This is a genomic window from Novosphingobium sp. Chol11 (assembly GCF_900218065.1).
GTDB lineage: Bacteria > Pseudomonadota > Alphaproteobacteria > Sphingomonadales > Sphingomonadaceae > Sphingobium > Sphingobium agri.
Window position 1 is genome coordinate 106697 of sequence record NZ_OBMU01000003.1, and the last position, 24902, is coordinate 131598.

Annotated in this window: 21 protein-coding genes; 9 read left to right on the forward strand and 12 right to left on the reverse strand. The window is 62.7% G+C overall.

Annotated features, from left to right (window positions below; all coding sequences use genetic code 11):
• Positions 1–56 precede the first annotated feature (56 nt).
• Genes NCHOL11_RS15240 through NCHOL11_RS15255 form a run of 4 tightly spaced genes read right to left on the reverse strand, consistent with a single transcriptional unit; the run spans position 57 to position 4074 of the window.
• Complete coding sequence (locus NCHOL11_RS15240; RefSeq protein WP_097093438.1) at positions 57–1424, reverse strand: MmgE/PrpD family protein; 1368 nt, start codon at positions 1422–1424, stop codon at positions 57–59.
• Between the two features lie 4 nt (positions 1425–1428).
• On the reverse strand, positions 1429–2919 hold the full coding sequence (locus tag NCHOL11_RS15245; protein ID WP_097093439.1) for an aldehyde dehydrogenase: 1491 nt from the start codon (positions 2917–2919) through the stop codon (positions 1429–1431).
• 25 nt (positions 2920–2944) lie between these two features.
• Complete coding sequence (locus tag NCHOL11_RS15250; RefSeq protein WP_097093440.1) at positions 2945–3535, reverse strand: thiamine pyrophosphate-dependent enzyme; 591 nt, start codon at positions 3533–3535, stop codon at positions 2945–2947.
• Entirely contained in the window at positions 3523–4074 is a 552-nt protein-coding gene (locus tag NCHOL11_RS15255; RefSeq protein WP_097093441.1) for a thiamine pyrophosphate-binding protein, read from the reverse strand. Before NCHOL11_RS15255 ends, NCHOL11_RS15250 begins: the two co-directional genes overlap by 13 nt.
• Before the next feature lie 89 nt (positions 4075–4163).
• On the opposite strand from NCHOL11_RS15255, the gene NCHOL11_RS15260 reads away from it, so the two are divergent.
• The 4 genes from NCHOL11_RS15260 (at position 4164) to NCHOL11_RS15275 (ending at position 8092) form a co-directional block, all read left to right on the forward strand.
• Positions 4164–5111, forward strand: coding sequence for a LysR substrate-binding domain-containing protein (locus tag NCHOL11_RS15260; RefSeq protein ID WP_097093442.1), 948 nt, complete (start codon positions 4164–4166; stop codon positions 5109–5111).
• Positions 5112–5242: 131 nt separating this feature from the next.
• On the forward strand, positions 5243–6445 hold the full coding sequence (locus NCHOL11_RS15265; RefSeq protein ID WP_217991098.1) for an alpha-hydroxy acid oxidase: 1203 nt from the start codon (positions 5243–5245) through the stop codon (positions 6443–6445).
• Positions 6442–7335, forward strand: a complete 894-nt coding sequence (locus NCHOL11_RS15270) for an amidohydrolase family protein (protein ID WP_097093444.1) — start codon at positions 6442–6444, stop codon at positions 7333–7335. Before NCHOL11_RS15265 ends, NCHOL11_RS15270 begins: the two co-directional genes overlap by 4 nt.
• A 7-nt stretch (positions 7336–7342) precedes the next feature.
• Positions 7343–8092 (forward strand): SDR family NAD(P)-dependent oxidoreductase, encoded by a 750-nt coding sequence (locus NCHOL11_RS15275; RefSeq protein WP_097093654.1) that lies wholly within the window; start codon positions 7343–7345, stop codon positions 8090–8092.
• A 19-nt stretch (positions 8093–8111) separates the two neighbouring features.
• Here the strand turns inward: NCHOL11_RS15275 and NCHOL11_RS15280 are convergent, their stop codons facing one another.
• From NCHOL11_RS15280 to NCHOL11_RS15305, 6 genes are all read right to left on the reverse strand, one after another.
• The gene (locus NCHOL11_RS15280) at positions 8112–9092 is read right to left on the reverse strand and encodes an SDR family NAD(P)-dependent oxidoreductase (protein WP_097093445.1); all 981 of its coding nucleotides are present in this window, start codon (positions 9090–9092) and stop codon (positions 8112–8114) included.
• A gap of 180 nt (positions 9093–9272) precedes the next feature.
• Positions 9273–9650, reverse strand: a complete 378-nt coding sequence (locus NCHOL11_RS15285) for a hypothetical protein (protein WP_097093446.1) — start codon at positions 9648–9650, stop codon at positions 9273–9275.
• Between the two features lie 102 nt (positions 9651–9752).
• Complete coding sequence (locus NCHOL11_RS18655; protein ID WP_097093447.1) at positions 9753–12785, reverse strand: PAS domain-containing protein; 3033 nt, start codon at positions 12783–12785, stop codon at positions 9753–9755.
• 116 nt (positions 12786–12901) lie between these two features.
• Positions 12902–14062 (reverse strand): PD40 domain-containing protein, encoded by a 1161-nt coding sequence (locus NCHOL11_RS15295; RefSeq protein ID WP_141397887.1) that lies wholly within the window; start codon positions 14060–14062, stop codon positions 12902–12904.
• A 3-nt stretch (positions 14063–14065) separates the two neighbouring features.
• Positions 14066–15019, reverse strand: coding sequence for a ribokinase (locus NCHOL11_RS15300; protein WP_097093449.1), 954 nt, complete (start codon positions 15017–15019; stop codon positions 14066–14068).
• A 2-nt stretch (positions 15020–15021) separates the two neighbouring features.
• Complete coding sequence (locus NCHOL11_RS15305; RefSeq protein WP_097093450.1) at positions 15022–15519, reverse strand: RpiB/LacA/LacB family sugar-phosphate isomerase; 498 nt, start codon at positions 15517–15519, stop codon at positions 15022–15024.
• Between the two features lie 126 nt (positions 15520–15645).
• On the opposite strand from NCHOL11_RS15305, the gene NCHOL11_RS15310 reads away from it, so the two are divergent.
• From NCHOL11_RS15310 to NCHOL11_RS15325, 4 genes are all read left to right on the forward strand, one after another.
• Complete coding sequence (locus NCHOL11_RS15310) at positions 15646–16974, forward strand: MFS transporter (protein WP_097093451.1); 1329 nt, start codon at positions 15646–15648, stop codon at positions 16972–16974.
• Positions 16975–16999: 25 nt separating this feature from the next.
• Positions 17000–17950 carry a sugar phosphate isomerase/epimerase family protein gene (locus tag NCHOL11_RS15315; protein ID WP_201516541.1) on the forward strand — a complete coding sequence of 317 codons (951 nt, stop codon included), beginning with the start codon at positions 17000–17002 and terminating at the stop codon, positions 17948–17950.
• Complete coding sequence (locus tag NCHOL11_RS15320) at positions 17947–19200, forward strand: FG-GAP repeat domain-containing protein (protein ID WP_097093453.1); 1254 nt, start codon at positions 17947–17949, stop codon at positions 19198–19200. The genes NCHOL11_RS15315 and NCHOL11_RS15320 overlap by 4 nt, the downstream gene beginning before the upstream one ends.
• A 115-nt stretch (positions 19201–19315) precedes the next feature.
• The gene (locus NCHOL11_RS15325; protein WP_201516542.1) at positions 19316–20602 is read left to right on the forward strand and encodes a glycerate kinase type-2 family protein; all 1287 of its coding nucleotides are present in this window, start codon (positions 19316–19318) and stop codon (positions 20600–20602) included.
• Here NCHOL11_RS15325 and NCHOL11_RS15330 read toward each other — a convergent pair.
• Positions 20599–21330 (reverse strand): FadR/GntR family transcriptional regulator, encoded by a 732-nt coding sequence (locus tag NCHOL11_RS15330; RefSeq protein ID WP_097093454.1) that lies wholly within the window; start codon positions 21328–21330, stop codon positions 20599–20601. The two genes, NCHOL11_RS15325 and NCHOL11_RS15330, sit on opposite strands and share 4 nt — an antisense overlap.
• 133 nt (positions 21331–21463) lie before the next feature.
• Here NCHOL11_RS15330 and NCHOL11_RS15335 point away from each other — a divergent pair, with 133 nt between their 5' ends.
• On the forward strand, positions 21464–22531 hold the full coding sequence (locus NCHOL11_RS15335) for a hypothetical protein (protein ID WP_097093455.1): 1068 nt from the start codon (positions 21464–21466) through the stop codon (positions 22529–22531).
• A 52-nt stretch (positions 22532–22583) separates the two neighbouring features.
• Here the strand turns inward: NCHOL11_RS15335 and NCHOL11_RS15340 are convergent, their stop codons facing one another.
• Positions 22584–24740: an alpha-amylase family protein gene (locus tag NCHOL11_RS15340; RefSeq protein WP_176502308.1), complete on the reverse strand. Its 2157-nt coding sequence runs from the start codon at positions 24738–24740 to the stop codon at positions 22584–22586.
• Between the last annotated feature and the right edge of the window lie 162 nt (positions 24741–24902).

Here is a 24902-nt window from a genome sequence, read left to right on the forward strand (position 1 = left end):
GTTCATTGGTAGATTCGCCAGATCGCTAAGTCGCCTTAGGCTGTAGAGCTGAGAGGCTATGACGCCAGGCACGTCAGCTTTTTGACCTCCGGCAGTGAGGCAAGGTCAAGTGCAGCCGTGGCAAGCGCGTCCGCCTTGGCCGCTCCCAGCACTGGAGCGGCAAGCGCCATAAACTTGGCCAACAGCTTATCTGTTCCGAGGAAGTTGGAGGGTTCGCCCAGCGGCACGACCACTTTGCGGCTGAATGTCCGACCGCGCGCCGCGATGGTGATTTTTCCCGACATGTTGGTCGGGAACTCCGCCTCGATCTCCGGATCGTGGATGCAATCGACCTTGGGCAGCATTGTGCGGATGACAGGGTCGTTCAACCGCTGATAGCTGTCCCATTCCATCGCGCCTGTGACCAGCGCGCAGGAGAGGACGAACGGCGCGCTGAACTGCGCGTCCACGATGTTGCGTGGATTGCGTTTATGCTCGATCGGCGCGCCGACCAGCAGCAGGCCAGCGTTGGACAGGCCATAGGTGATGCTGTCCACCTGCTCCGGCGACAGTCCATGCTCAGCCCGCAGCGCCAGCACCGCGTCTATACCGGCATGGCCGTATCGGCAGGATGGATAGGGTTTGATGCCGGTATGCATCAGTTCGTAAACGGAGCCGAGATCCTGCACGACCCGCTCTGGCCGTGGCGCTGGCGCGTAGCCCTGAAGGAAGCCATGGCGTCCCTCGATCGCTTCAGCCGGACCCTTGTAGCCATTGCGCGCCAATGTCGCAGCGGTAAGGCCAGCCATCGCTGCCCAGCCGACTTGAAACGGCTTCGTCTGCGCGCCATCGGCCAGGAACTGGAGGCTTCCCGCGCTCTGGCTCAACGCAATGCCCAGCGCGGAGCTGATCCCTGCGGCATCAAGGCCGAATATCCGCGCCGCCGCAGCAGCAGCGCCGAACACGCCGCAGGTCGCGCTGGGATGAAAGCCCCGCGCATAATGATCGCCCGCTGGCAGTGCCACAGCGATCCGGCAGCAAGTCTCATAGCCAGCGACGATGGCGGCTAGAATGTCCGCGCCGGATGCTCCCACAATCTCCGCTGCGGCAAGTGCGGCCGGGATGACCGGCGCGCCGGGATGCAATGTCCCGGCGGCATGGGTGTCGTCAAAGTCGAGCGCATGCGCCAGCGCCCCATTGAGCAGCGCCGCACCCGCCGGGGCATAGCCTGCCGGGTCGCCGAACACGCGGGCTGCACCATTGCCCATGCCCATCGCGGCTACGGTGGCGAGCAGGGGCGGAGAGACCGCCGCCTCGCTGCGCGCTCGCACGATGCTGCCGATAAGGTCGAGCAGGAGAAGGGGCGTGCGCTCGACCACTTCTGAGGGCAGGGACGCTATCGAGACGTTGGCACAGAAATCCGACAAGGCTTCCGTGATTTTCATGATCTCACCGGATCACGAATGGATTTGATACCGGAGATCCGAGGTCGATCCATACGCTTTTGGTCTGGAGATACTCGTCCATCGCCTCTTGCCCGTTTTCGCGTCCGATGCCGCTGCGCTTCATGCCGCCGAACGGGGCCATGAAACTGACGGCGCGATAGGTGTTGACCCAGACCGTGCCCGCTTCGACGCGTTCCGACATGCGAATGGCGCGGCCGATATTCTGCGTCCATACGCCCGCAGCGAGGCCATAGGGGCTGTCATTGGCGATCGACAGCGCCTCTTCCTCATCATCGAACGGGATGATGGCAAGCACCGGCCCGAACACTTCCTCGCGCGCGATCGGCATCTGGTTGTTGACGCCGGTGAAGATGGTGGGCTGCACGAACCAGCCGTCCTCCAATCCGGCAATCGTAGGCAGGCCGCCGCCCAGCACGCATTCTGCGCCCGATTGACGAGCGCCCGCGATATGATCGATTATCTTGCCGCGCTGCGCCAGCGTCGTCACCGGCCCGACCTGCGTGTCGGCCAGCTTCGGATCGCCGATGCGAGCGGTGCCCGCCAGGGCGACCAGACGCTCCACCACCTCGTCATGGACGTTGCGCTGTACCAGCAGGCGCGATCCCGCGATGCAGGTCTGGCCCGATGCCGCGAAGATGCCCGACACCGCGCCATAAACCGCGCGCTCCAGGTCGGCATCGTTAAAGATGATGTTGGGCGACTTGCCGCCCAACTCCAGCGTGACCTTCTTCAGATTTTCGGCAGCGGAGCGATAGACGGCGATGCCGCCGGGTTCGCCCCCGGTAAAGGCGACCTTGGCAATGTCAGGATGTTTGACCAGCGGCTCGCCACATTCCTGTGGCAGGCCGGTGACGGTATTGACGACGCCCGCCGGGAAGCCTGCGCGTTCGAACAGTTCGACAAAGGCGAGGGTCGAGCAGGATGCATGTTCCGACGGCTTGATGACCGCCGTGTTGCCCGCCGCCAGCAATGGCGCCAGCTTCCACGCCAGCAGCATGAGCGGCGAGTTCCATGGCGTGATGCAGGCGATCACCCCCAGCGGCTCGCGGCGGGTGAAGGCATGCATTGACGGCTTGTCGATTGGGAGGACCTGCCCCTCGATCTTGTCGGCCAGACCCGCAAAGTAGCGATAATAGGTAGGGAGATTGCCAAGCTGCGCCCGCATTTCCGCGATCAGCTTGCCATTGTCCTGCGTTTCGAGTTGCGCGAGGCGTTCCGCTTCTTCCGCGAGGATGTCGGCAAAGCGGTAGAGCAGGGCGCCGCGCGCGGTTGCTGTCAGGCCACGCCACTCGGGTGAGCGGAAGGCGGTGCGCGCCGCCTCCACCGCTGCATCGACATCGGCAGAAGTGCAGCGCGGGATGAGAGCCCAGGGCTTGCCGGTCGCGGGGTCAAGGCTCTCCAGCCATTCGCCGCCGTCCGCCTCACGCGCACTCCCCGCCAGCAGATTGCGGAACCGGACCAGATCCTCAGCCATCAAACTCTCCCCTCGACCTGCTGCTTCAATTCGGCCCGAAGCCCAGATGTTCGCGCATGCGTGCCTTCAGCCATACACCATCGCGGGCGGGCAGGGCACGCGGCGTTTCCTCGTGCACGATGCGGATGACGATCAGGCGCGGACCTTCACCGATCGTGCCGATCGCTTCGCGCGCCCGAGCGATGCCCGCCTCATCGGTGACTTCGAAACATTCCGTGAAACCGCACACTCGCGCCATCTCGGCCAGGTTGATCCCTGCGCCCGCGTGGCTCATCTGTCCGCCGGTTTCGCCATAATGGCCATTGTCGAGAACAACGATCGAGAGGTTGTTCGGCCGCTGAACGCCGATCGTTGCAAGGCCGCCAATGCCCATCAGCTGCTCTCCATCGCCGGTCACGACCGTCACAGGACGCTCCGGCTGCGCCAGCGCGAGGCCGAGCCCGGTCAAAGCCGCGCCGCCCATGGCTCCCCACAGGTAGAAGTTGCCGGGATGGTCGCCCGCCGCGAAGACATCATAGGTGGGGGAACCAAGGCCAGTGACGATCAGCATATCCTTGCGATCGGCGAGCAGGTCCGCCACGGCCTGGCGGCGGTGGAGACGGTTCACTTCAGCCATTTCTTCGCTCCCAGCATGCTTTGCGACAACAGGATAGCGATCGGCTGATCGCTTTCGAACGCCATGGTCGCGGCGGACGCCATCATCGGGGCGAGGTCTTCAAGCCGGTCGATGCGGATGGTGGTGACGCCCATGATCTCAAGCGCGGCGGGCGTTGCGCGGCCCATCGAGACTTGCCACGGGTTGAATTCCTGAAACTCGCCGCGCATCGTGACGATCGTCAGAAACGGAACGCGGCAGCTCGCCAGCAATGAGAGCATGTTGATGCAATTGCCAACCCCGCTCGACTGCATGAGGAGGGCGCTCCGCTCCCCGCCCAGCCACGCGCCGGTGCAGAGCGCTATGCCCTCTTCCTCGGTGGTGAGGACAATGCTCTTCATGTTCTCGGCGGCGCTGCACATGCGGATCAGCCGGGCATGGCCTGCGTCCGGAACATAGCTGACCTGCCGTACATTCGCCTGCTGCAAGGCGTCGAAGATTATAGGTGCCCAGGGGGAGTCGGCGTGCGCCCCTGTTTCCGTCTCGCTAATGGCTGACATGTGTCCCTCGAAGTGGATTTCGCAAAGCCTATTGCGGGATTTGCTAAACCAATAGGAACAATATACGCGTCCAGCTATGTCGGTTGGGCATGATAGAAAGGCGCGTGCAGGTGGACTTCCGGCGGCTTGAACATTTCCTGAAAATCGCCGAGCTCGGCTCGCTCAGCCGGGCGGCGGACAGGATGCGGATCGCTCAGCCCGCGTTGAGCAGACAAATGCGCATCCTTGAGGAAGAGGCGGGCACGCCCCTGTTCTACCGGCACCGCAGAGGCATGCAGCTCACACCCGCGGGCGAGGAATTGCGGCAGCATATCGCAGGACCCGTGCGCCAGGTCCGGCAGGCGTTCGACGACATACGCAACCGATCGGCGGAAGGAGGCGGGCAGATCGCCCTGGGGGTTCCTCCGACGGTCAGCTATATTCTGGCTGGACGGCTTGCCCGCCGTGTCGCGGAGCAGGCGCCCAATATCTCGCTGCGGATCGTCGAGGGCTATGCCGGGCACCTGATCGACTGGCTGCAAAGAGGCGAGATCGATGTCGCGCTGCTGTACGGCCCGGCTTCGGATTTCCAGATGAATGTGGCGGAGATATTGTATGAGGAGTTGGTCCTTGTCGGGCCCTCATCCTCCGACCTCAATCCTGCGACGCCGATTTCGATCCAGGAAGTCGTCAAGCTGCCCATCGTGCTGCCCAGCCAGTCGCACGGACTTCGGCTGATCGTGGAGGCGGCGGCGCGCAAGGCGGGTGTCCCGCTCAATGTCCGATTTGAAGCGGACTCCTTTCTGGTGCTGAAGGAGCTGGTGGAATTTGGTCTCGGCTATACTGTATTGCCACTCTCATCGATGAGCCGGGAAGTCGATGCTGGCATCCTGCGTTATGCGCCAATCGGCCATCCGCCCGTCGTCCGCCAGTTGGTGCTCGGCATGCCGCGCGAGGAGCAGCTGACCCGTTCGACGCGGATCATCGTTCGGCTGGTGCGTGAGGAGATCAAGCATCTGGTGGATAGCGGTGTCTGGAAGGCCCAGCTGCAATATTGATAATTAGGTCTCGCCGCTGTTCGGACATATCGATCCGGCATAGGTGGCGATAGCTGTTCTATGACTATGAGCGCAGTGCGGGGGCTATTTCATCGCGATGCCGGAACGAGGAAATGGTGGGGAGGACAGGGTTGGATAGGCGGGAAGCCGAGCCATCGGCCCGGGTGAAGCGGAAGGCAGCGGGCGTCCTTTCCCTTGGGGACTATGAAGCCCTCGCGCGCGCACATTTGCCACGCCCGCTGTTCGGCTATGTCGCCGGGGCATGCGAAGATAATCTGACGGTTGCCGCCAATCGGGACGCGATGCGTCGGGTCGCTTTCGTCCCGCGCGTTTTGCGGGACATGGCGGGCCGGACCCAGCAGCTTTCCCTATTCGGTGAGAATTGGAGTTCCCCGTTCGGCATAGCACCCATGGGACTTTCGGCCCTGATCGCCATGCGGGGGGACATTGCCCTCGCGCGAGCCGCCCACGCCGAAAATGTACCCATGCTGCTCAGCGCGACATCGCTCATCCGGCTGGAGGAGGTGCGCGCCGTCTCGCCCTCTTGCTGGTTCCAGGCCTATCTTCCCGCTGATCGCGACTGGATCGACGGCGTGGTGGACCGGGTCACAGCGGCAGGCTTTGGCACGCTCGTCATTTCCGTGGATGTGCCGGTTCTGGGCAATCGTGAGAATTTAATCCGCGAACGCTTCTCCACGCCGCTCAAGCCGTCGCTTCGGCTGGCGCTGGACGGGGTGCTGCATCCCCGCTGGCTGCTCGGCACCTTTGCGCCGACCTTGCTCCGCCATGGCATGCCAGCGTTCGAGAATTCGAGTGCAACGCGCGGCGCGCCAGTGATCGCACGCAATGTCGAGCGCAGCTTCGGACAGCGCGACCGGCTGACATGGGACGGGATCAGGCATATTCGTGACCGCTGGCGTGGCAATCTGGTCATCAAGGGATTGCTGCACGCCGAAGATGCCAGCTTGGCGCGCAGCGTCGGGGCGGATGCAATCATCCTGTCCAATCATGGCGGGCGGCAGCTCGACGGGGCGATTGCGACGCTCGATGCCTTGCCCGGCGCCGTCGCCGCAGCAGGCGATATGCCGGTCCTGATCGACAGCGGGTTCCGCCGCGGCAGCGACATATTGAAGGCGATCGCCTTGGGGGCTCGCATGGTTTTGATTGGACGGCCTTTCCTCTATGCTGCGGCGGTTCACGGGCAAGCGGGCGTGCGCCACGCCATCGGGCTGCTGCGTGCGGAAATCGACCGCAACATGGCGCTCTTGGGGGCCAACTCGCTGGATGAGCTTGGGCCGGATTATCTTTACCGCACGGACGGAGCAGCCATATGACAGAGACCGAGCAGCCCCGCCCATGCCCCGGCCCACCAGCCGAGCAGGGCCCGCCAACCCGCTTCGTAATGCCCGAAGGCGCGATCGACACGCATTGCCATGTCATCGGCGCGCCGCCGGTATATCCGCTGGTGGCAGAACGGTCCTACACCCCGCCGCCTGCCAGCGCTGAGGCCTATCTCGCGATGCTGGATGCTGTGGGTTTCGCCAAGGGCGTCCTTATCCAGGTCAGCGTGCACGGAACGGACAATCGGCTGCTCTATGAGACACTGTCGGCACATCGCGCACGATTGCGCGGCGTTGCAGTGATGCCCGCTGACCTGCCCGAGGCAGAATATGCGCGGGCGCATGAGGCGGGCGTGCGTGGCCTTCGCCTCAACGATTTCATCCGCGATGGCGCGGGTCTGTACGGTGGAGGCATAGGTTTCAAGGATCTGGAGCGGTTCGACGCGCTGGCCTGTGAAATGGGCTGGCATCTTCAGTTCCTGCTCGACGGGCGGAACCTTGTGGACCTCGCCCCGCGCATAGCCCGTCTTCGTGCCCCGTGGATCATCGATCATATGGGACACATACCCTATGAGGTCGGCGTCGATCATCCGGGTTTCCAGACGCTGGTGCAGATGGTCTCCGATGGCGGATGGGTCAAGATTTCGGACGCTTTCCGCATGTCGGAACAGCCGGGTTATCGTGATTCCATCCCCTTCGCCCAGGCGCTGGTCGCTGCCGCGCCCGATCGGTGCGTCTGGGGGTCCGACTGGCCCCATGTCGCGCAGTGGCGGCCGATGCCTACGGTATCGGGGCTGCTCGACCTGCTAGCCGAATGGGTGCCGGACGAAACGGTGCGCAACCGCATCCTGGTCGATAATCCGGCACGCTTCTATGGCTTCTGATACCGTCATGACTCGTCTTGCTGGCAAGGTTGCCATCGTCACCGGAGCAGCCGCGGGCATAGGAGCGGCCATCGCCGAGCGCCTTGTTGCCGAAGGCGCCCAAGTGCTGCTCACCGACATGAATGAAGAGGCCGGGCAGATGCTTGCGCAGCGGCTGGATCAGCGTTTCCTGCGTGCTGACATGGCGCTCACGGCAGACCGCGAGGCGCTGTTCGATGATGTTGCGTCGAACTGGGGCCGCCTTGACATATTGGTGAACAATGCGGGGATAACGCATGCGGCCGAACTGGATGATCTGACGGAGGAGGGCTTTGATCGGGTGATGGCCGTCAATGTCAAGGCCGCGACCTTTGCGACACAGGCTGCGGCCAGGCTGATGCGGAAGGGCGGCTCGATCATCAACCTTTCGTCGGTGAACGCCCTGCTCGCGATCCCGAACCACATTGCCTATGCCGTTTCAAAAGGCGCGATACGGCAGCTGACCAACGTGACGGCCGTTTCACTCGCGCCCCGCGGCATCCGGGTCAACGCCATCGGCCCCGGGACCATCATGACCGAAATGGGCAAGAGCGTCATGGCGGGCGAGGAGCAACGCCGTCTTATCCTCAGCCGCACGCCGCTGGGCCGCGTCGGCGACCCGGAAGAAATTGCGAGCATCGCCGCATTTCTGGCGAGCGACGACGCCTCCTACATCACCGGCCAAACGATCTACGCCGATGGCGGCCGGCTCGGCCTCAACTATACCATGCCGGAATGAAACGAGGGTGCCGGCGCATTTAAAAGCACCCGACCTTTTTCAAGCCACTCTTTCTAAGCAGACCTTCAGCTACCTGCCAGAGCAGGCGGGCCGCATCCGGATCAAGCGAAGAGGCGGACACGCCCCAGCCCGAAGGCATCGGCGGAGCCCAGATCGGCGCAATGGCGCAATCTTCGAGATACAGTCCCCCTTGGCCCTCCAGCTCTGGTGCGACAGCGGCCCATACCGGCGTTGCCGCGCCTTCAGCCGCCGTCTTCATGCGGCCCTGCGGCAATGAGCCGTCTTCATTGACCCAACCCAGCTTGACCGCGTCTTCAAAGGTGACATGCCGCCCGAGTTTGGTTTCAACCCCACCCGGCGTGACCGCATTCATCGTCACGCCCACTTCCGCATGACGACGGCTATATTCGACGGCAAGCAGGTTGGCGCAAAGCTTGGCATGGCCATAGGCCTCGAATTTGTCATAGGCACGCCTCTCATAATTGAGGTCGTCGGTATCCAAAGTCGCCAGCTGATGGGACCCTGAAGAGACGATGACCACCCGGCCGATCCCGCTTCCTTCCCTCGCTGCTGCCAGAGATGGCAGAAGCAGCTCTGACAGGAGAAACGGCGCGAAATAGTTGACGGCCATTTGGCTTTCGAAGCCATCCTTGGTCATCGTGAGCGGCGGGCCCATCAGCCCGGCATTGTTGATGAGGAGATCGAGCGGCCGACTGCCCCAACGCTCGGCGAAGGCGCGGACAGAGGCCATTGAAAGGAGATCGACCTGTTCGACAGCAGGGGGTGCCACTCCTCGCGACGCGGCGATGCGTTCTGATACGTCCCGTCCAGCGGCCATGTCGCGCACCGCCAGCGCTACCTCGGCTCCCGCACCGGCAAGCGCTGCGGCAATGGCCACGCCGACGCCGGAGGATGCTCCAGTTACGATAGCAGTGCGTCCTGTCAGGTCCACGCCATGCAGCACGTCATCTGCGGTCGGCAGCGATATGGTATCGGACATTTTATCTCCCGTGATTGGTGTCACGCTTTACCGCTCGCGGTCCGTGCGGCAACCGAGCGGCTCCATTATTGCGCATTTCTCATGAATTTTGCGCAGGATGCGATAAGCCGCCGCTTTGGGCATAGCCCCAGCCGGCAGAGGAGCAGACCTATTCAATCCGTCAAACTTGACGGAAAGAGATCAGCAGGTCAGGCCCTGCCCGCGACGGAACCAGATATTGGCTGGCGAATGCCATAAGGCGGCCGTTCCCATCAGCAGAACCGCCACGGCCTTCGCCATTGCGCTATGAAGCGCGCCGTCATGTAGCGTGATGCCTCCATGGTGCAGCGCCAGAGCAAGGCCTGATCCAGCAACGATTGTCACGCCGATCCGGGCCAGGCTCGACCCGAGCATCAACAGGGGCAATAGCACAAGCAACAGGCCCGCCGAAACGATGATGCCTACATCATCCCGGCAGCATATGTCGCTCATTTTGAACAAATAGCAGAGGATGGTGTAACCTGCGGCACCCGCAATACAGGCTGTTCCGATGAGCACTTCGAGAGGGGGGATGCGCATGCTGGCTCCGGTTCAAGCGCAGCACCAATTATCCCTCGGCTCAGATGTTCCAGATATTGAAGGTGAAGAAGGTCTTCATTGCTTCGGATCAATGACATTTCTTCAGACGCCGGGTGCCTCGTCCAAGGCCGCGGCAAGTTCGTCGCTCCGGAACGGCTTCACTAACCGCCTAAGATCCGGCGCGATCTCATCCAGCTCGGCATAACCCGAGACGATAAGCACTTGTATTTGAGGCAGTGCCACAATCAGGTCGCGCGCAAGCTCTGTTCCGCTTTTCCCCGGCATCAAATGATCGGTCACGAGCAAATCGGGCGACAATCCTTGCTCGACCAACTTCATCGCTTGTTCGGCGGAGGCCGCTTCGACCACATCATAGCCGATGTCGCTCAGCATCGCGGCCGTCGTCATGCGGGCAAGATCTTCATCGTCGACGACCAGCGCAATCCCGGCCGCCGCTTTCTGACCCGCCGCTGCCGTGGGGAGCGGGGCAGTCGTGGTGTGAGCGCCGCTGATCGGCAGCCACAGCTGCACGTTGGTTCCCACTCCCAGGTGGCTCTGAATGGTGAGGGCGCCGCCGAGTTGCGATGCAAGGCCATGCGCCATGGACAGGCCAAGACCTGTGCCTTGGCCGACGCCCTTGGTTGAAAAAAATGGTTCGATCGCGCGTGCCAATGTCGCTTCGTCCATGCCTACACCCGTGTCGGCAACGGAAAGCTTGAGATAGCGCTCGCCCATCAGCTGTTCCGGGCGGTTGCCCTGATCCTCGGAGGCAACCACGCTGATGCGGAGCATGCCGCCGTCTGGCATGGCATCGCGTGCGTTCACCGCGAGGTTGAGGAGCGCCATCTCCAACTGATTATGATCGGCATGTGCGGGAGGAAGATCGTCCGCGACCTCTACCGCTACCTTGATCTGAGGGCCCGCCGTGCTGGCGATGAGATCGGCCATGCCATGGACGAGGCTGCCAAGGTCTACCGCGCTCGGTTGCAGCGGTTGGCGGCGAGCAAAAGCGAGCAGGCGTTGCACCAGAACCTTGGCACGTTCAGCCGACTGTGCCGCGCCTGCAATCAGACGCTGCTCGCGTTCGCCTCCCAACCCCCTCCGTTGCAGGATGTCCAGGCTGCCGACGATCGGCGTCAGAAGATTGTTGAAGTCATGTGCTACGCCGCCGGTCAGTTGGCCCATCGCCTCCATTTTCTGGGCGTGGCGCAATTGTTCTTCCGCTTCAGCAAGACGCTCCTGCTCGCGCAGAAGATCGGTGACATCTCGCCCGATGAGGTAGGCCGCCGTCACCTCTCCAGACGCACCACGCACCGGCTCAAAATGCATATCATAGGCTCGCCGGTCTGCCGGACTGTCGCCCCACCATGCGCGCTGCTGGAAAGACTCACCGGCGAGAGCTCGCGCCCACAGCTTTCGCGCTCCCTCACATTGTTCAGGCAGATGCGACAGCAATTGAAGCAATGATTGGCCGATCTGGGGCCGGACGCCGAATACGCGTTCATAATCGAGCTGACCGGCCGGGTTGATGGCCAGGAAACGATAATCCACGCCGATCATCTGGATCGGGGAGTCCGTAGCCGCGACGATTTCAGCAAACAGCCGACGCTCGGCCAGCGCTTCACCGACCCGACGTTCCAGCGTCGCGTTGAGTTGCCGCACCGCATCCTCGGCACGTGCGCGTTCGACCGCTGCCCAAGTCCGCTCCGCAACCCCCAACGCAACGGCGGCCTCCTCATCGGTCCACATTCTTGTTTCGGCTTCGTGGAGGTACAGGATCGCCGTCAGGCGGCCTTCCTTTATGAGTGGCACGATCAACAAGGCCGTAGCGCCGATGCTGGCATATCCCGCGGCGTAAGGCGCGGCGACAGCATCGTCCGCGACCGATGGAATCCGAAGCAGCTTGCCTGCCTTTAGCTGCGCTATGATGGCGGGGCCGAAAACATCCAAGGAACGTGTTTCGCCCGCAAGAGAGGCCATGTGGCCATTGCTCCAGTCGCGCTCGACGGTGACATGGCGCTGCTCCGCGTCGATCTCACCATAGCCGGCGCGGCCGACGCGCAGATATCTTCCCAGAAGGCGCGCCGCAGTCTCCTTGATCTGCTCGGCCCGAATCAAGGGCCTCAATTCATCCCCAAGCTCAAGAAAAAAGCCTTGCCGTTCGGCCAAGGCGCGCAAATCCGCTTGAGCATGGGCCCGCTCCACGGCCGACCAGGTGCGCTCAGCCACCTCCTGGATCAAATCGACCTCTTCGGCCGTCCAGCGGCGCGGTTCTTGATGATGCAGGTAAAGCGCGGCGACGAAGCGGCGATCCTTGATCAGCGATACCGTCACCGCAGAGCGGACTTGCAGGGCAGCGAACGCGGCAGCGCTCATGGAACCCTGCGCGCGCGGGTCCGTCAACGTATCCTCAACCGCCAGGGAGACGCCATTGCGCAGCGCAGAGAAAATCTCGTCACCAAAGGCGGCGAGATCATGGGTGCCGTTGTGATGCGGCACGGAGCCATCAGTCCAGTTACCGGACGTGGTGAAATAGCGCCCTTCCGGATCCAGGCTGCCATAGCCTACCCGGCTCATCCCGAAATGCTCACCAAGCAGCGCCTGCGCCGCCATGACAATCTCTTCGGCGTCTTGCAAATTGCGGAAGGAAGCTTCCAGCCGGCTCATGAAATGCTGGCGCTCTCGCGCGATTACGGTTCGGGTCGTTTCCGTGCAGACGCAAAGGGCGGCAACGGCGGCTCCGGATTCGTCTCGTACCGGGCTATAGGAAAAGGTGAACCAGGCAGGCCCGGGCTCGGGCCGATGAAGCGTGACCGGCAGGTCTTCAAAGCGTGTCGCTTCCCCTGCAAATGCCAGGTCCACTGCCGGCTCGATCACATCGCGGACTTCCGGCCATACCTCAAAGAACGGGCGGCCCATCGCGCTGGGGTGATGCGGGCCGAGAATGGGAATGTACGCGCTGTTGTAGACCAGCCGACGCGTCTCCCCGATGAGGATAAACATCGGGAACGGCGCATCCGCGATGACGCCGGTGATCAATCTGACAGACATCGGCTGGTCCGCGACAGCAGCTATCAGCAGCTCCTGCTCCGCAATGAGCGGCAGGTCGGTGGTGCATTGGTCGCTCTGTTGCATTTGCGCCTAGCGATAGAGAAGATCGCGGCGATGCGCCAGAGAGCTAAATGGACGGCCACTTCTTCGTAGCTTTTCGGTTGGAGGTGGGAGCGGGTTAAAACCCGCCCCCTCGAAAATTATTTTCCTTCAAAGGTTCCGATATAAAGCCCTGCGGAGTGGCCGGACTTTCCGGCGGGATCCTTGATGGCAAAAGCTATGCGGCGGCCGTCCGGGGACGCGGTGGACTGATGCGCCTGCGCCCCCGATCGGCTGACATTGGTAAGAGCGCGGCGAGACTTGCCGTCCATCGTGATGACGAAGATGTCGAAGCCCTTGCCGGAGTTGGCGGCGGCGATCTCCGCTGCATTGCTTTTACCCGCAAAGCGCAGGATCTGTTCGACGCCCGGTTTGATATGGGCGCTAATGCCGCGATAGGGGCCATCCGGATCGGAATGGATATTCGCCTCTTCCAGGCCATAGCGCTCGTTCGGGAAGACATGAGTTTCGTTATGTGACGGGGTGGCGTACACCTTGCTCACGGCCTTGGTCGCGATGTCGACCTTGTACATTTCGCTGTCAAGCGTGGCGACCTCGGTGGTCCAGAACATGACGCTCCGCCCGCCGTCGATGAAGTCATAGGCTTCAGGGAAGCTGGCCGGTCCGGGCTGGCCGGGGCGATAGGTATAAAGGGCCTGCTGGTCCGCAAGGCGAGCGGTTCGTCCGTCATTGACGAGCCTTGCCTTGGTGAGTTCCAGACCCGTGGCGGTCGGGCGTGACCAGGCGATGTCGACCGATCCGTCCGCTTTGGGGATGCGTGCGATCGCGATGTCGCCCATGGCCCCGCTGTTCAGCGAAACAGGGCGGGCCAGCTTCTTCGACATCCAGAAGAGCTGGGTGCGGCCCGCATCGGCCGCGCCGCCGCTTCCGCCTTTCATCCCCGGCGCGGCCTCGATCAGGAAGCTGTTGTCGGGCAGGTAGAAAATGCGGGTGACGAATTGCGTGGCGCCGAACTTGCAGGTCAGGCAGCGCACTTTTTTCGTACGGAGATCAATCTCATAAGCCGGGCTATCGACCAGATCGTCCTTCGTGAAGGCTATCCGGCGGCCATCGGGCGACCAGTTGGGCCGGTTGCCCCAGTCCAGCAGACGCTCCTGATGGAAGGGCGCGGTCAGATAGTCGATCTTGGCATCCTTCGCCGTTGCGGCAGGCGCGGTCAGGGGGAAGGCTACGGTCAGGAGCGCCGCGCTCAAGATGCGGGCGGCTCGATTGGGCTTACGGGCCGCAATGATATGGGTCACGCTTCAGGCTCCTTTGTCGATATTTTTGTGAGTGTCTACGGGAGTGCTGCCCAGGCATTGCAGCACGGTTGCGCGATCGGGGATCGAGGCTGCCGCGCCGAACGACTGGACAGCGATGGACGCGGCGGCATTGGCTTCGGCAGCGGCCCGCTCGATCGTGTCGCCTCGGGCAAGCCCAGCGGCGAGATAGCCGCAAAAACAGTCGCCTGCGCCGGTGGTGTCGATCACCTTGGCAGGCCGTCCCGCAATACGCTGGACCTTGTTCTCACTTATGATCGCCAGACCATCAGCGCCTAGGGTCACGAGCAGGATTTGGGCAGGCTCCAGTCCTAGCCGAGTCCTGCTCGACAGCAGGCCATTGTCGTCCAGCATGGGTCCAACATCTGATCCGGCAAGCAATGCCAGTTCGCCTTCATTGACGATAAGCAGATCGCAGAGCGGCAGCAACTCACGCGCTCCTGTCGACGCGGGCGCGGCGTTGAGGATGGTGAAGGCGCCGAGCGTACGGGCACGCCGGAACAGGACTGCCGTGGCGGGAGCAGGCGTCTCCATCTGAGCGAGGCAGACGTCGGCCGGGCCAAGATCAACCTCCGCCGCCAGAGCGGCATCGACATCGCTGTTCGCGCCCGCGATGTGAATGATCTGATTATCGTGCGGCGATGTGGCCACCAGCGCGCAGCCCGTGGCGGAGGAGGTGGCACGCACTCGTTCCACATCCACCCCATGACCGGCAAGTGCAGCTGTCATGCTGGCTCCGTCTTCATCCTTTCCGACAGCGGCCAGCAGGATGCAATGCGCCCCCGCGCGCGCCGCGCCGACGGCCTGGTTCGCGCCTTTGCCGCCCAGTTGGCGCGTCAGGCTGCTCCCCGATACGGTTTCTCCCGCAAGCGGCAGGCGCGGTGTGCTAACCAGCAGGTCGACATTGACGCTGCCCAATATGACGACCTTGCCAGCCATGCTCAGCCGCCCTGCTCCAGCAATGTGAGCTTTGCGACGCGGCGGCGGAAATGTTCTTCGTCGCTGAACTGCGCCGACAGAAAATGGCGGATGATGTCGAGGGCGATTTGCGGTCCGGTGATCCACGCGCCGATGCACAACACATTGACATCATCATGCACCACCGCCTGCCGGGCGACATAGGTGTCGTGCGCTACCGCAGCGCGGATGCCGCGCACCTTGTTGGCGGCGATGCACGCGCCCGCGCCGGTGCCGCAGAGCAGGATGACCCGATCTGTCTGCTTGTCGAGGATGGCCTGCACCGCGCGCCGCGTAACGTCGGGAAAGTCGACAGGCTCTTCCGACTGCGCCCCGACATCGATGATCCGTCCGCTATGGCGGCCAAGCAACTCCAGCACCGGCGGGCGCAAAGGGAAACCGGCATGATCGTTGGCAAAGCCGATGACATCCCGATACGGGATAAGCTGTTCGTCACCGGACAATGTTTCTGGTTTGCGCATTGATCCCCGAGCCCCCTTGCCAGTGCCGCTTCCGCAGTCTTTTACCGGCAGAATCGAACTGCCCACTGGCGCTTTGATCCTGCTGTGGTATTACCAGTTTGGAATCCGATCAAGGGGGAGGGCCGAATGACGCAGGGCAGGGAGGAAGCGATGGAGCGCGGCAGGCTTGCAGCCTTTTGCGTCACCGCACTTGCGATCCAGGCTTATGCGACCCTGGTCACGGTGTTCCTGCCTGAATTTTACGCCAATGCGCTGGCGCTGCCGGTGGGCGCGGTCGGCACTGCCTTCATGACGGTGCGGGTGCTGGACCTGATGATCGACCCCTTGCTGGGCGGAATGATGGACGCCACGCGATCGCGTTGGGGACGGTATCGCCCCTGGCTGGTGGCGAGCGCGCCCATCCTGATGCTGTCGACCTATGCACTGTTCCAGGCGGAGCGGGGGGTCGGCATGGCCTATCTATGGGCATGGCTGTTCATTGCCTTCATCGGATTTTCGATGATCGTGCTGTCGCATCTCGCCTGGACCGCGACCCTCGCCACGGGAGCAGCGGAGCGGACGCGCATTTTTGCCTGGTGGCAGATTTTCGCGACGGCAGGGCAGTTTTCTATCCTCGCCATATTGCCGCTCGTCGCGAGCGCCTATCCGGACGACCCGGGAGCGGGGATGCATGCGGCGGGTTGGGTCATGATCGTGCTGATCCCTGCCGCGATCTTGCTGGCGCTCAAGACGACTCCTGAAAAGCAGCCCTCCGAGGGTTCTCAGGCAGCGCTTGCATTACGCGATTATGTCGCGCTCTTTTCGCAGGGGCCGGTCGTCCGGCTTGTACTGGCAGACTTGCTGATTGCCCTGTCGACCGGCGTCGCCAACGCCGTGGCGCTGTTCTTCTATATGGGGCAATTGGGGTTCGACCGGGCGGCTGCCAGCACGCTCATCCTGATCGCCTATGCCGCAGCCTTTGCCGGAACGCCGCTGTTCGCGAAGCTTGCCGGGCGGATCGGCAAGGCGCGCGCGCTGCAAGTTGGCGCGTTGATGCAGGCGGCACTGCAACTGCTCATGGCGACACAGCCTGCGAACGCCTTCTGGCTGACGGCTGCCAATGTCGCGGCGCTGGGCCTTTGCATCCCCATCGCCTGGTTCCTGCCGCGCGCGCTGATGGCCGATGTCGCCGACGCTACTCGCGTCCGCTTCGGCGTCGATCGCACCGGGCTGCTCTATGCGACGCTAAACGGATCGATGAAGCTGGCTTTGGGGCTGGCGGTCGGCCTTGCCTTCCTGCTGCTTGGCTGGCTCGGCTTCGATCCCGCCCATGCCAGCGATCCGCGCAACGCCTTGCCGCTGCGCACGTTGATCGGCATCGTGCCCGCACTGTTTTCCCTTGGCGTGGTCCTGTGCATGATGCGCTATCCCGAAACCTCCCTGCGGGAGGCGAGCCGCAAGGCCGCTCTCGCCTGACCCTTCCAAACTGAAAGATATGCCGATGAATCGCCGCGACCTCCTCAAATCCTCTGCTTTGTTGATGCTGGGGGCGGGCGTGCCGGCGATGGCGCGCCGCAAATCCGCCTCATTGCTTGGGAAGGATGGGGCGGGGGTCCAGCTTTATATGTTCGATCCTGACCTCAACCGCGACTTCGACGGCGCGCTCGCCAGCATCGCGGCGACAGGCGTCCGGTCGGTGGAGCTTGCGTCGCTGCACCGTCGCTCCGCCACTGAATTCCGGGCTGCACTGGACAAAGCGGGCCTTGTCTGCCCGAGCGCTCATGTCGCCGCTTCGTCGACGGTGCCGGGCGCAAGCGGGCTCAACTTCGATGATCTCGACAAGCTTGTGGACCAGCTCAATATTTTGGGTTCACGCAACGCCGTGTTGCCGCTTTTCCAGTTCCCCAAGGACCCGATCTGGGGTCCGCCGATCTCCTTCATGTCGCTGATGAAGCCCGGCGGAGCGCCCATTACGGCCGACCGTTATGAGCGCATGGCCGACTTCCTCAATGAGAAGGGCGCGGTGCTCAAGAAACACGGTATCCGCATCGGTTATCACAATCATAATGGCGAGCTGGCGCCACTGGGGAACAAGACGGGTTTGCAGATCCTGCTTGAACGAACAGACCCGAGCATCGTCGATTTCGAGCTGGATGCCGGATGGCTGGCGGCGGGCGGGCACGACACCGCCGCCTGGCTCGAGCGCTATCGCGGCCGCTTCACCCAGATGCATGTGAAGGACATCGCGGCGGGTACGCAGATCAATTATCATATGCAGCAGAAGCCGACGGAGGTCGGGTCGGGCATAATGAACTGGCCCGCAATCCTGAAGGCGGCGCGAGGTGCGGGCGTGCGCAATTTCTTCGTTGAACAGGAGCCGCCTTTCACCGGGGCGCGCATCGACTCTCTCAAGAAGAGCCTTTCCTATCTTCGCAAGCTGGAGACCGCATGATGAACCGTCGCCTGATGAGCCGCACGGCGATCTTCGCTTTTCTGATGGCAGGCGCGATGCCCGGGCAGGCGCAGAACGAAGCCGCGTCGACACTGATGTTCGACGACGTGACGGACACGCATGTCCCCGTTTCCAAATATCTCCACGCCCTGGATGTCGCGCTGGTTGACGTGGACGGTGATGGCGATCTGGACGCAGTGCTGGCCGTCGAAATGGGCCCGAACCGGCTCTACATCAATGACGGGCAGGGGCGCTTCACCTGGAAACAGGGCGCGCTTGGCACCAAGGCGCATGATAGCGAACATGTGCTGTCGGCCGACTTCAACCGCGATGGCTTTCCCGACCTGATCTTCGTTGCCGAGGAGGATCATGCGCACCAACTGTTCCTCGGCGGGCCGGGGGGTGTGTTTACCGAAGCGTCGGACCGGTTGCCGAAGATGAGCGAAGGCAATGGGCTGGCGGTCGGCGACGTCAATGGCGATGGCCTGCCCGACATCGCCATCGGCAATTCGGCGGAGGACCGCCCCGGCAAACCGCGCGCTTCGGGACAGAATTTCCTGTGGCTCAACGATCCCAAACAGCCCGGCACCTTCATCGACGCCACGGCAACTCATCTGCCCGCTTATGAGGATGATACACAGGATATCGCGCTGGTCGACGTCGATGGCGACGGCGATCTCGACATGGTGGTCGCTAATGAAAGCCCGCCGAACCGGCTGCTGCTGAACGATGGCAAAGGGCATTTTCGCGAGTCGTCGAAGGGCCTCCAGTTGCTGACGCCGATGGAGACGCGCGAAGTGCATGTGTTCGACGCCAATGCTGACGGGCGGCCCGACATCCTGTTCCTGAACCTGACCAGCAACAACAAGAAATGGGACAAGGATCCCCAGGCGCGGTTGCTGATCAACAAGGGGCGGGGCAAGTTCCGCGACGAAACCAAGACGCGCCTGCCTGCCAATCGTTTTTCCAGTTGGGGCGGGATGGTGATGGACTTCAACCATGACGGCCATCCTGACCTGATCGTCGGGGCGATCGACGTGCCGGGCTTCAAGCCATTGCAACTGCGTGCCTATGCCAATGACGGCAAGGGCCGCTTCAGCGATGTGACGGCGACCATCATGCCCGCCACCGCCGTGGGGCGCAGCTGGAGCATGGCGAAAGGCGACGTCAACGGAGACGGCGTGGAAGACCTTTTCGTCGGCACCTGGGGTACGCAGGCCCGCCTGCTGCTGGGGAAGAAGGCCAAATAGTTCGACGACAATAGCATTCCGCCAGATGGAATTGTCCTTTTCACGCAAGTTGCGATTTGCAGCTTCCACCTCCGCTTTGTAAGCCAAAGACATAGCGGCGGGCGAGGAACGGACATTGACGGAAGGCGACAGGGTGAAAGCGGCGCGGATTGCGCTGGCGCGGGAGATGTTCGACGTCGCCCTGACAACGGTATCGGCCGAGCGCTGTTTGCCATCGCATCTGCCGCCCCCTCCGGAAGGACGGCGGCTGGTACTGGCAGTGGGGAAGGCCGGAGCGGCGATGGCCAGCGTGGCGTTGCGCCATTCGCCGCCGGGTACGCAGGCGATCGTTCTTATTCCTTATGATCACGGACTGCCGCCAGGTACTTTGCCGGCCGATGCGCTGGTCATCGAGGCGGGGCACCCCTTGCCCGACCAGCATGGCCTGCACGCGGCGCAGATGATCCAGGAAGCCGTGCGCGACCTTGGCGAACAGGATCAGTTGCTGGCGTTGATATCCGGCGGCGGGTCGGCTCTGCTGGCGCTGCCGGTCGATGGCGTATCGCTGGATGACAAGCGCCGCGTGACACGGGAATTGCTGCTATGCGGGGCGACCATATCGCAGATCAATTGCGTGCGCACGCACTTGTCGCAGGTCAAGGGCGGCCGTCTCGCCGCGCTGGCGCACCCGGCGGAGGTCGTCACCCTCGCCTTCTCTGATGTACCGGGGGATGATCCCGCGCTGATCGCGTCGGGCCCGACCGTGGCGGATCGCACGACGCTGGAGGATGCGCGCCGGGTGATCGAGCGTTATCGCATAACGGTCCCCGACAATGTGATGGCTGTGCTGAACGATGACCGGCATGCGACGCCGCGTCCCGGATCGCCTGAACTTGCGCGCGCGGACACGCGGATCGTCGCGCGCAACCGCATGGCGCTGGAAGCTGCGGGGGAGGTGGCAGCGGCGGCGGGATATAGGCCCGTCTATCTGGGTGATGATCTGGAAGGGGATGCGACCGAACTCGGCATCGTTCACGCTGCGCTGGCCCTGCATCATCAGCGCAAGGGCGGGCGCTGGGCGCTGCTGTCGGGAGGAGAGACAACGGTGCTGGTCGGCAACCCGTCGGGCAGGGGCGGGCGCAACAGCGAGTATATGTTGAGTCTTGCCATGTCGCTGGACGCCGCGCCGGGGATTTCCGCGCTGGCGTGCGACACGGATGGCATCGATGGCGTGGGCGGACATGCTGGAGCGATCGCTGACGAAAGCACGCTGGCGCGGGCCAGAGCGGCCGGCCTGTCAGCGAGCGGAATGCTGCGCGAGAATAACAGCTTCGGTTTCTTCGAGGCGTTGGGGGATCTGCTGTTCACCGGCCCGACCCGCACCAACGTCAACGACTTTCGCGCGATCCTGATCGACGGCTAAGCATCCGGGATCGTCCCCTGCAGCTTCCACGCGGCGCCGATCGCAAAATGGCTGAGGATCAAATCGTCAGCCATGGACGCGTCGCCAGCGCGGACGGCCTCATAGATTTTGCGGTGATGATCGACCAGATAATCCCGCGCTTTCGGGCTGTCCGCGATGCGCCTGCGCCGTTCGACATGCGACCGTTCCAGCAGATGCGTGATCGTGCCATAAACAGTCGTCAAAGCGGGGGAATGTGCGGCGGCGACAAGTTGGGTGTGAAAATGAAGGTCGGCATGCCCCCCGCTCGACACATCGTCGATGGTCGCTTCTATCTCCTCCAGCGCTGCTTCGAGGTTGCGCTGGTCTTCAGGCGTCGCCCGGGTGCAGGCAAGGCGCAGCGCCTGCCGTTCCAGTGCGATGCGGACCTCGACAATGTCGTCGATGATCGCGGGTTGCTGCGCCAGCGCAAGCGAGAAGAACTCCCCCAAGACCGCTGCATCGGGGATGCGCACGGTGCTGGCGCGTCCGTGGCGCGTTTCCAGCACGCCGATCATCTCCATCGCGCGGACGGCTTCGCGCACGGCGGGACGGCTTACCCCCAGGCTCAACGCCAGTTCCCGTTCGCTCGGCAGGCGGTGCCCTGTCTCCACGCCGCCATTCACCAGCAGGTCGCGCAGGTGCGCCAGCACCCGGCGATATCCTGAAGTCTCCGGTTCTGTGGGGACGGCGGCGCACTCGATGGTCATGCATTGGCTTTACCGCCCGCAGCGTTTCCTGACCAGCGGTTAGTCGCGCTGTCCATATGGTGAAACATCCATGACATCGGCTTGACTTGCAGCAGCCGCCAAGCTGCTTGCGCAAGGCTAAGGAGAAAGATCAATGAAGGCAAAGCATGTACTGGCCGCCGCGCTCTTTGCGGCAGTGCCCTTGTCCGCACTCACCGCGCAGACCTTTACACGCGGCGAGGCCGTGCCCGCGACGATGCCGCTAGGAAACAAGCCGGGCAATCCCATTCAAGACATGCCGCCCGGGCAGCGGCTGATCTCCGCCTTTGGAGAAAGGCCCGTGTTCTCGACCAAGGGGGACAAGCTGGCGTTCATCGGCAAATCCTATGGCGACGCTTATGAATATGACATGGCGACCGGCCGCACGCGCAACTTGACCAGCCACTCGCCCAGCGAGGGCTATTTGCGGGTGCATTATCTCCCTGACAGCAGCTACCTTCTGCTTGGCCCCCGTATTCTGGGAAAGACGCGGGAAGAAACCCGGCATGGCCGCATCGAACTGTTCTGGATGGACGCTCAGGCGATGAGTGCGCCTGTTCCGTTGGGCATCACCGTGTTCGAAGGGATAGCGGTCAGCCCGCGCAGCAACATGATCGCGTGGAGCCAGGTGAAAGCGGCAGCTGGCGGCAAGCCGGCATCCACGACCATCTACACCGGTCGCGTTGCCGTCAACGGGCAGTCGGCAAAGCTTGAAAACGTGCGGGAAATCGTGACGACCACCGAATGCTTTGTTGAGGCACAGGACTTCTTGCCGGGCGACAAAGGCCTGACGATGCCTTGCTACGGTTTCGGCAAAGGGCCGACGGGTGTCGAGACGAAAGTTCTTTCGGTCGATTTCGCTACCAGGAAGATCACAGAATATCCCACGCCTTCTACCCTCTATGGCGAAGTTGAGGGGATTTTCCCTGATGGAAAGCGAACCTTCGTCGAATGTGCGCAGGACCGTTCGAAGGGCATGGATCTGTGCATATTGGACCTTGATCCTAAGAAGCCGCGCTACACGCGCATGACCAACATAGTGCAATATGGCGGCTGGAAGTACGGCAATCCCGTCGTGCGGCCGGACGGCCGGATGGTCGCGGCGCAGGTGGGGTCGGCGGATGTGATCGACGCAGGGGTCGGTCAAGGCATCGTCTTGATGGACCTCGCTCCGAATTTCTGATCCGTATTGGGCGGGGGAGAGGCGGTCAGCCGCCGCTCCCCCGCTTGTCCTTTCAGATCATTGTGAGTTGCACCGCCTCGAACGTATCGACCGGCGGCAGATCGAACCACAGATGATCGCGGTCCCCCGCACGCTGCTTGCCCTTGACCGCCTTGCCAGCCACCAGCATCCGGGCTGTGCCGCCTACAAGACCACGAACGCCAAGCTTCAGCCCCTGGGCAATCACCGGATCGCCATAATGGGTGTTACGCTGGCCCGAATAGTTTATGACGTGGACAAGCATCTTGCCCGCAGCGGGCTGCCGCATCGCCATCATCTCGATCGGACCTGCGCCTTCCAGAAGAAGGGGCGGCGGTGGGGCGTAGCGAGCGATCAGGCTTTCGAAAAGCACGCGATGCGCGTCGATTCCGTCACGATAATAGAGCCAGTCGGGCAGCCAAGGGATATGGACATGATGCCCCTTGCCATAAGCCATGACCAGCGCGCCCGCGTCGGCGCGCGCCGTGTCACCGGGCCGGGCGTAGGAAAATTCGGGGGGGCCGAAGCGCTGGTCCGGCGCGAACGGGATCAGGCTTGTCGCGCCGCTGCGGGGCGTCACCGGGAAGAATGTCTCGTCGATTGGCATCCGGCCTGGGCCCATGGGAATGGCCGCCTTGCTCATGTCGAGCGACCAGCCATGGCCGTCGCGCGGTTGGCCAAAGCTGCCTACGGGGCTTGATTTCATTGCCGGAATGCTGCGCGGCTTGCCGTCCTTGCCCAGCGCGCCGGTATAGCCAGTGGCAATGATCAAGCCACCTGCTTCTACGAAAGCATCGAGCGCGGCGGCGTCACCTTCATCAAGGGTCATGATATGCGGCATGATGATGACATCATAGGCCCTGTCGCGGGTGGCCTTGGCCACTTGCATACCGTTGGTCATCCAGAATGGCAGGCGCGCATCGACTAGCGCCTGATAGGCGCCCCGCTGCGCATTGTTGCCATAGCGGGCCAGTCCCGTGCCAGCCGGCTGGAAGATCGAGCCCATATTGTAGAGCGCGATGCGTGCGCCCGGCTCCAGTCCTGCATAGTGCTGCTCATTGGCGGCATGCCAATGATAGAGGCGCGAAATCGGCGGCAGGAAACGCGGGTCATCCTGATCGCCCAGCGTCCCCATCAGATAAAGATCGAGCTTGGCTCCAGTCCCAAGTGCTTGGGCAAAGCGCAGCATGTGGTTTTGCGTGCTTTCCGTCACCTGCCGCCATGGATAATCCATATGTGCGGTCGAGGTGGCGGAAAAAGCCTTGCCTGGCGCCAGCGCCATCAAGGCTCGCGTCTGTTCACCCATGGCGTGCGGCCATTCCGGCGCCTTGCGCGAAACACGCCGCTGCACCTCTCCGCGCGCGACTACGCCGCCGAAAAAGTCCATCAGAGGCACGTTTGGACGTGCTGTCTTGATGATGTCGCGCGCTTTGGCCGAAAGTTCCGCCATGATGCGCGATTGGAACTGTTGATAGGCGCCCCAGTTCGGATCAGTCCCGTCTTCAGTCCGGGGTAGTTCCAGCTTGTACAAGTCACGGAACCGCCGCTTGCAATTGTCGCACACGCAAATGCCGTGGTCGACGCCGGAATAGTCGGTTCGGACAAAAGCCGTCATGTTGAAGAACAGGCCGTCGACATCGTGCCGCTCGACCCCTTCCTTCAAGATTTGCAGGCTGTACTCCTGCGCCCAACCGCCATTTGGGCAGGCCTGGTAAGTCCCGGCATATTCGCGCGGAGTGCCGTCCCGGTTGCGCATGAACCAGTCGGGATGCGCGTCAAAAGCGGGCTTGGTCGCCTTGGAGAGGTCGAAGCGCCCGATATAGGCGAGACCTTCCGCATGCGCGGCGGCGACCATTTCACCCGCGAAATCGCTTTTCATGAACGGGTTGCGATAATGGAGCGGCAGCTGAGTGGGATAAAATGCGACGATCCCGCCGATATTCGACACGATGACATTCGCACCGAAAGCGCGCGTTTCGCGGGCGATCGTCCGAGGGTCTTCCAGCGCATCGATCTCACGCAGATTAGTCTGGAGGATGCGATATTCATGCTTCCACCATTGCCGCCGATCAAAGCTGCCAACATCTGCGGCGGCCCAGCTCTGAATGGGAAGGGCGCTCGCCATCGCTGTTGCGGGCAGGGCGCGCACAAGGTCGCGGCGCGAAATCCCGCCGTTCGCTCTCAACTTCATGCTCGTCACGCTCCCGATTGTTTCGAACTCCCCATGTCCATTCTGCTCCGGCAAAGCGCGATGGACAATCATCCGGCAAACTGCATTCCGTCCTGTGGAACGCATGCCGTTCAACGGCGAATATGTTCCGCATCGCGGAAAGACGAGTTTCGTTAGCATGCT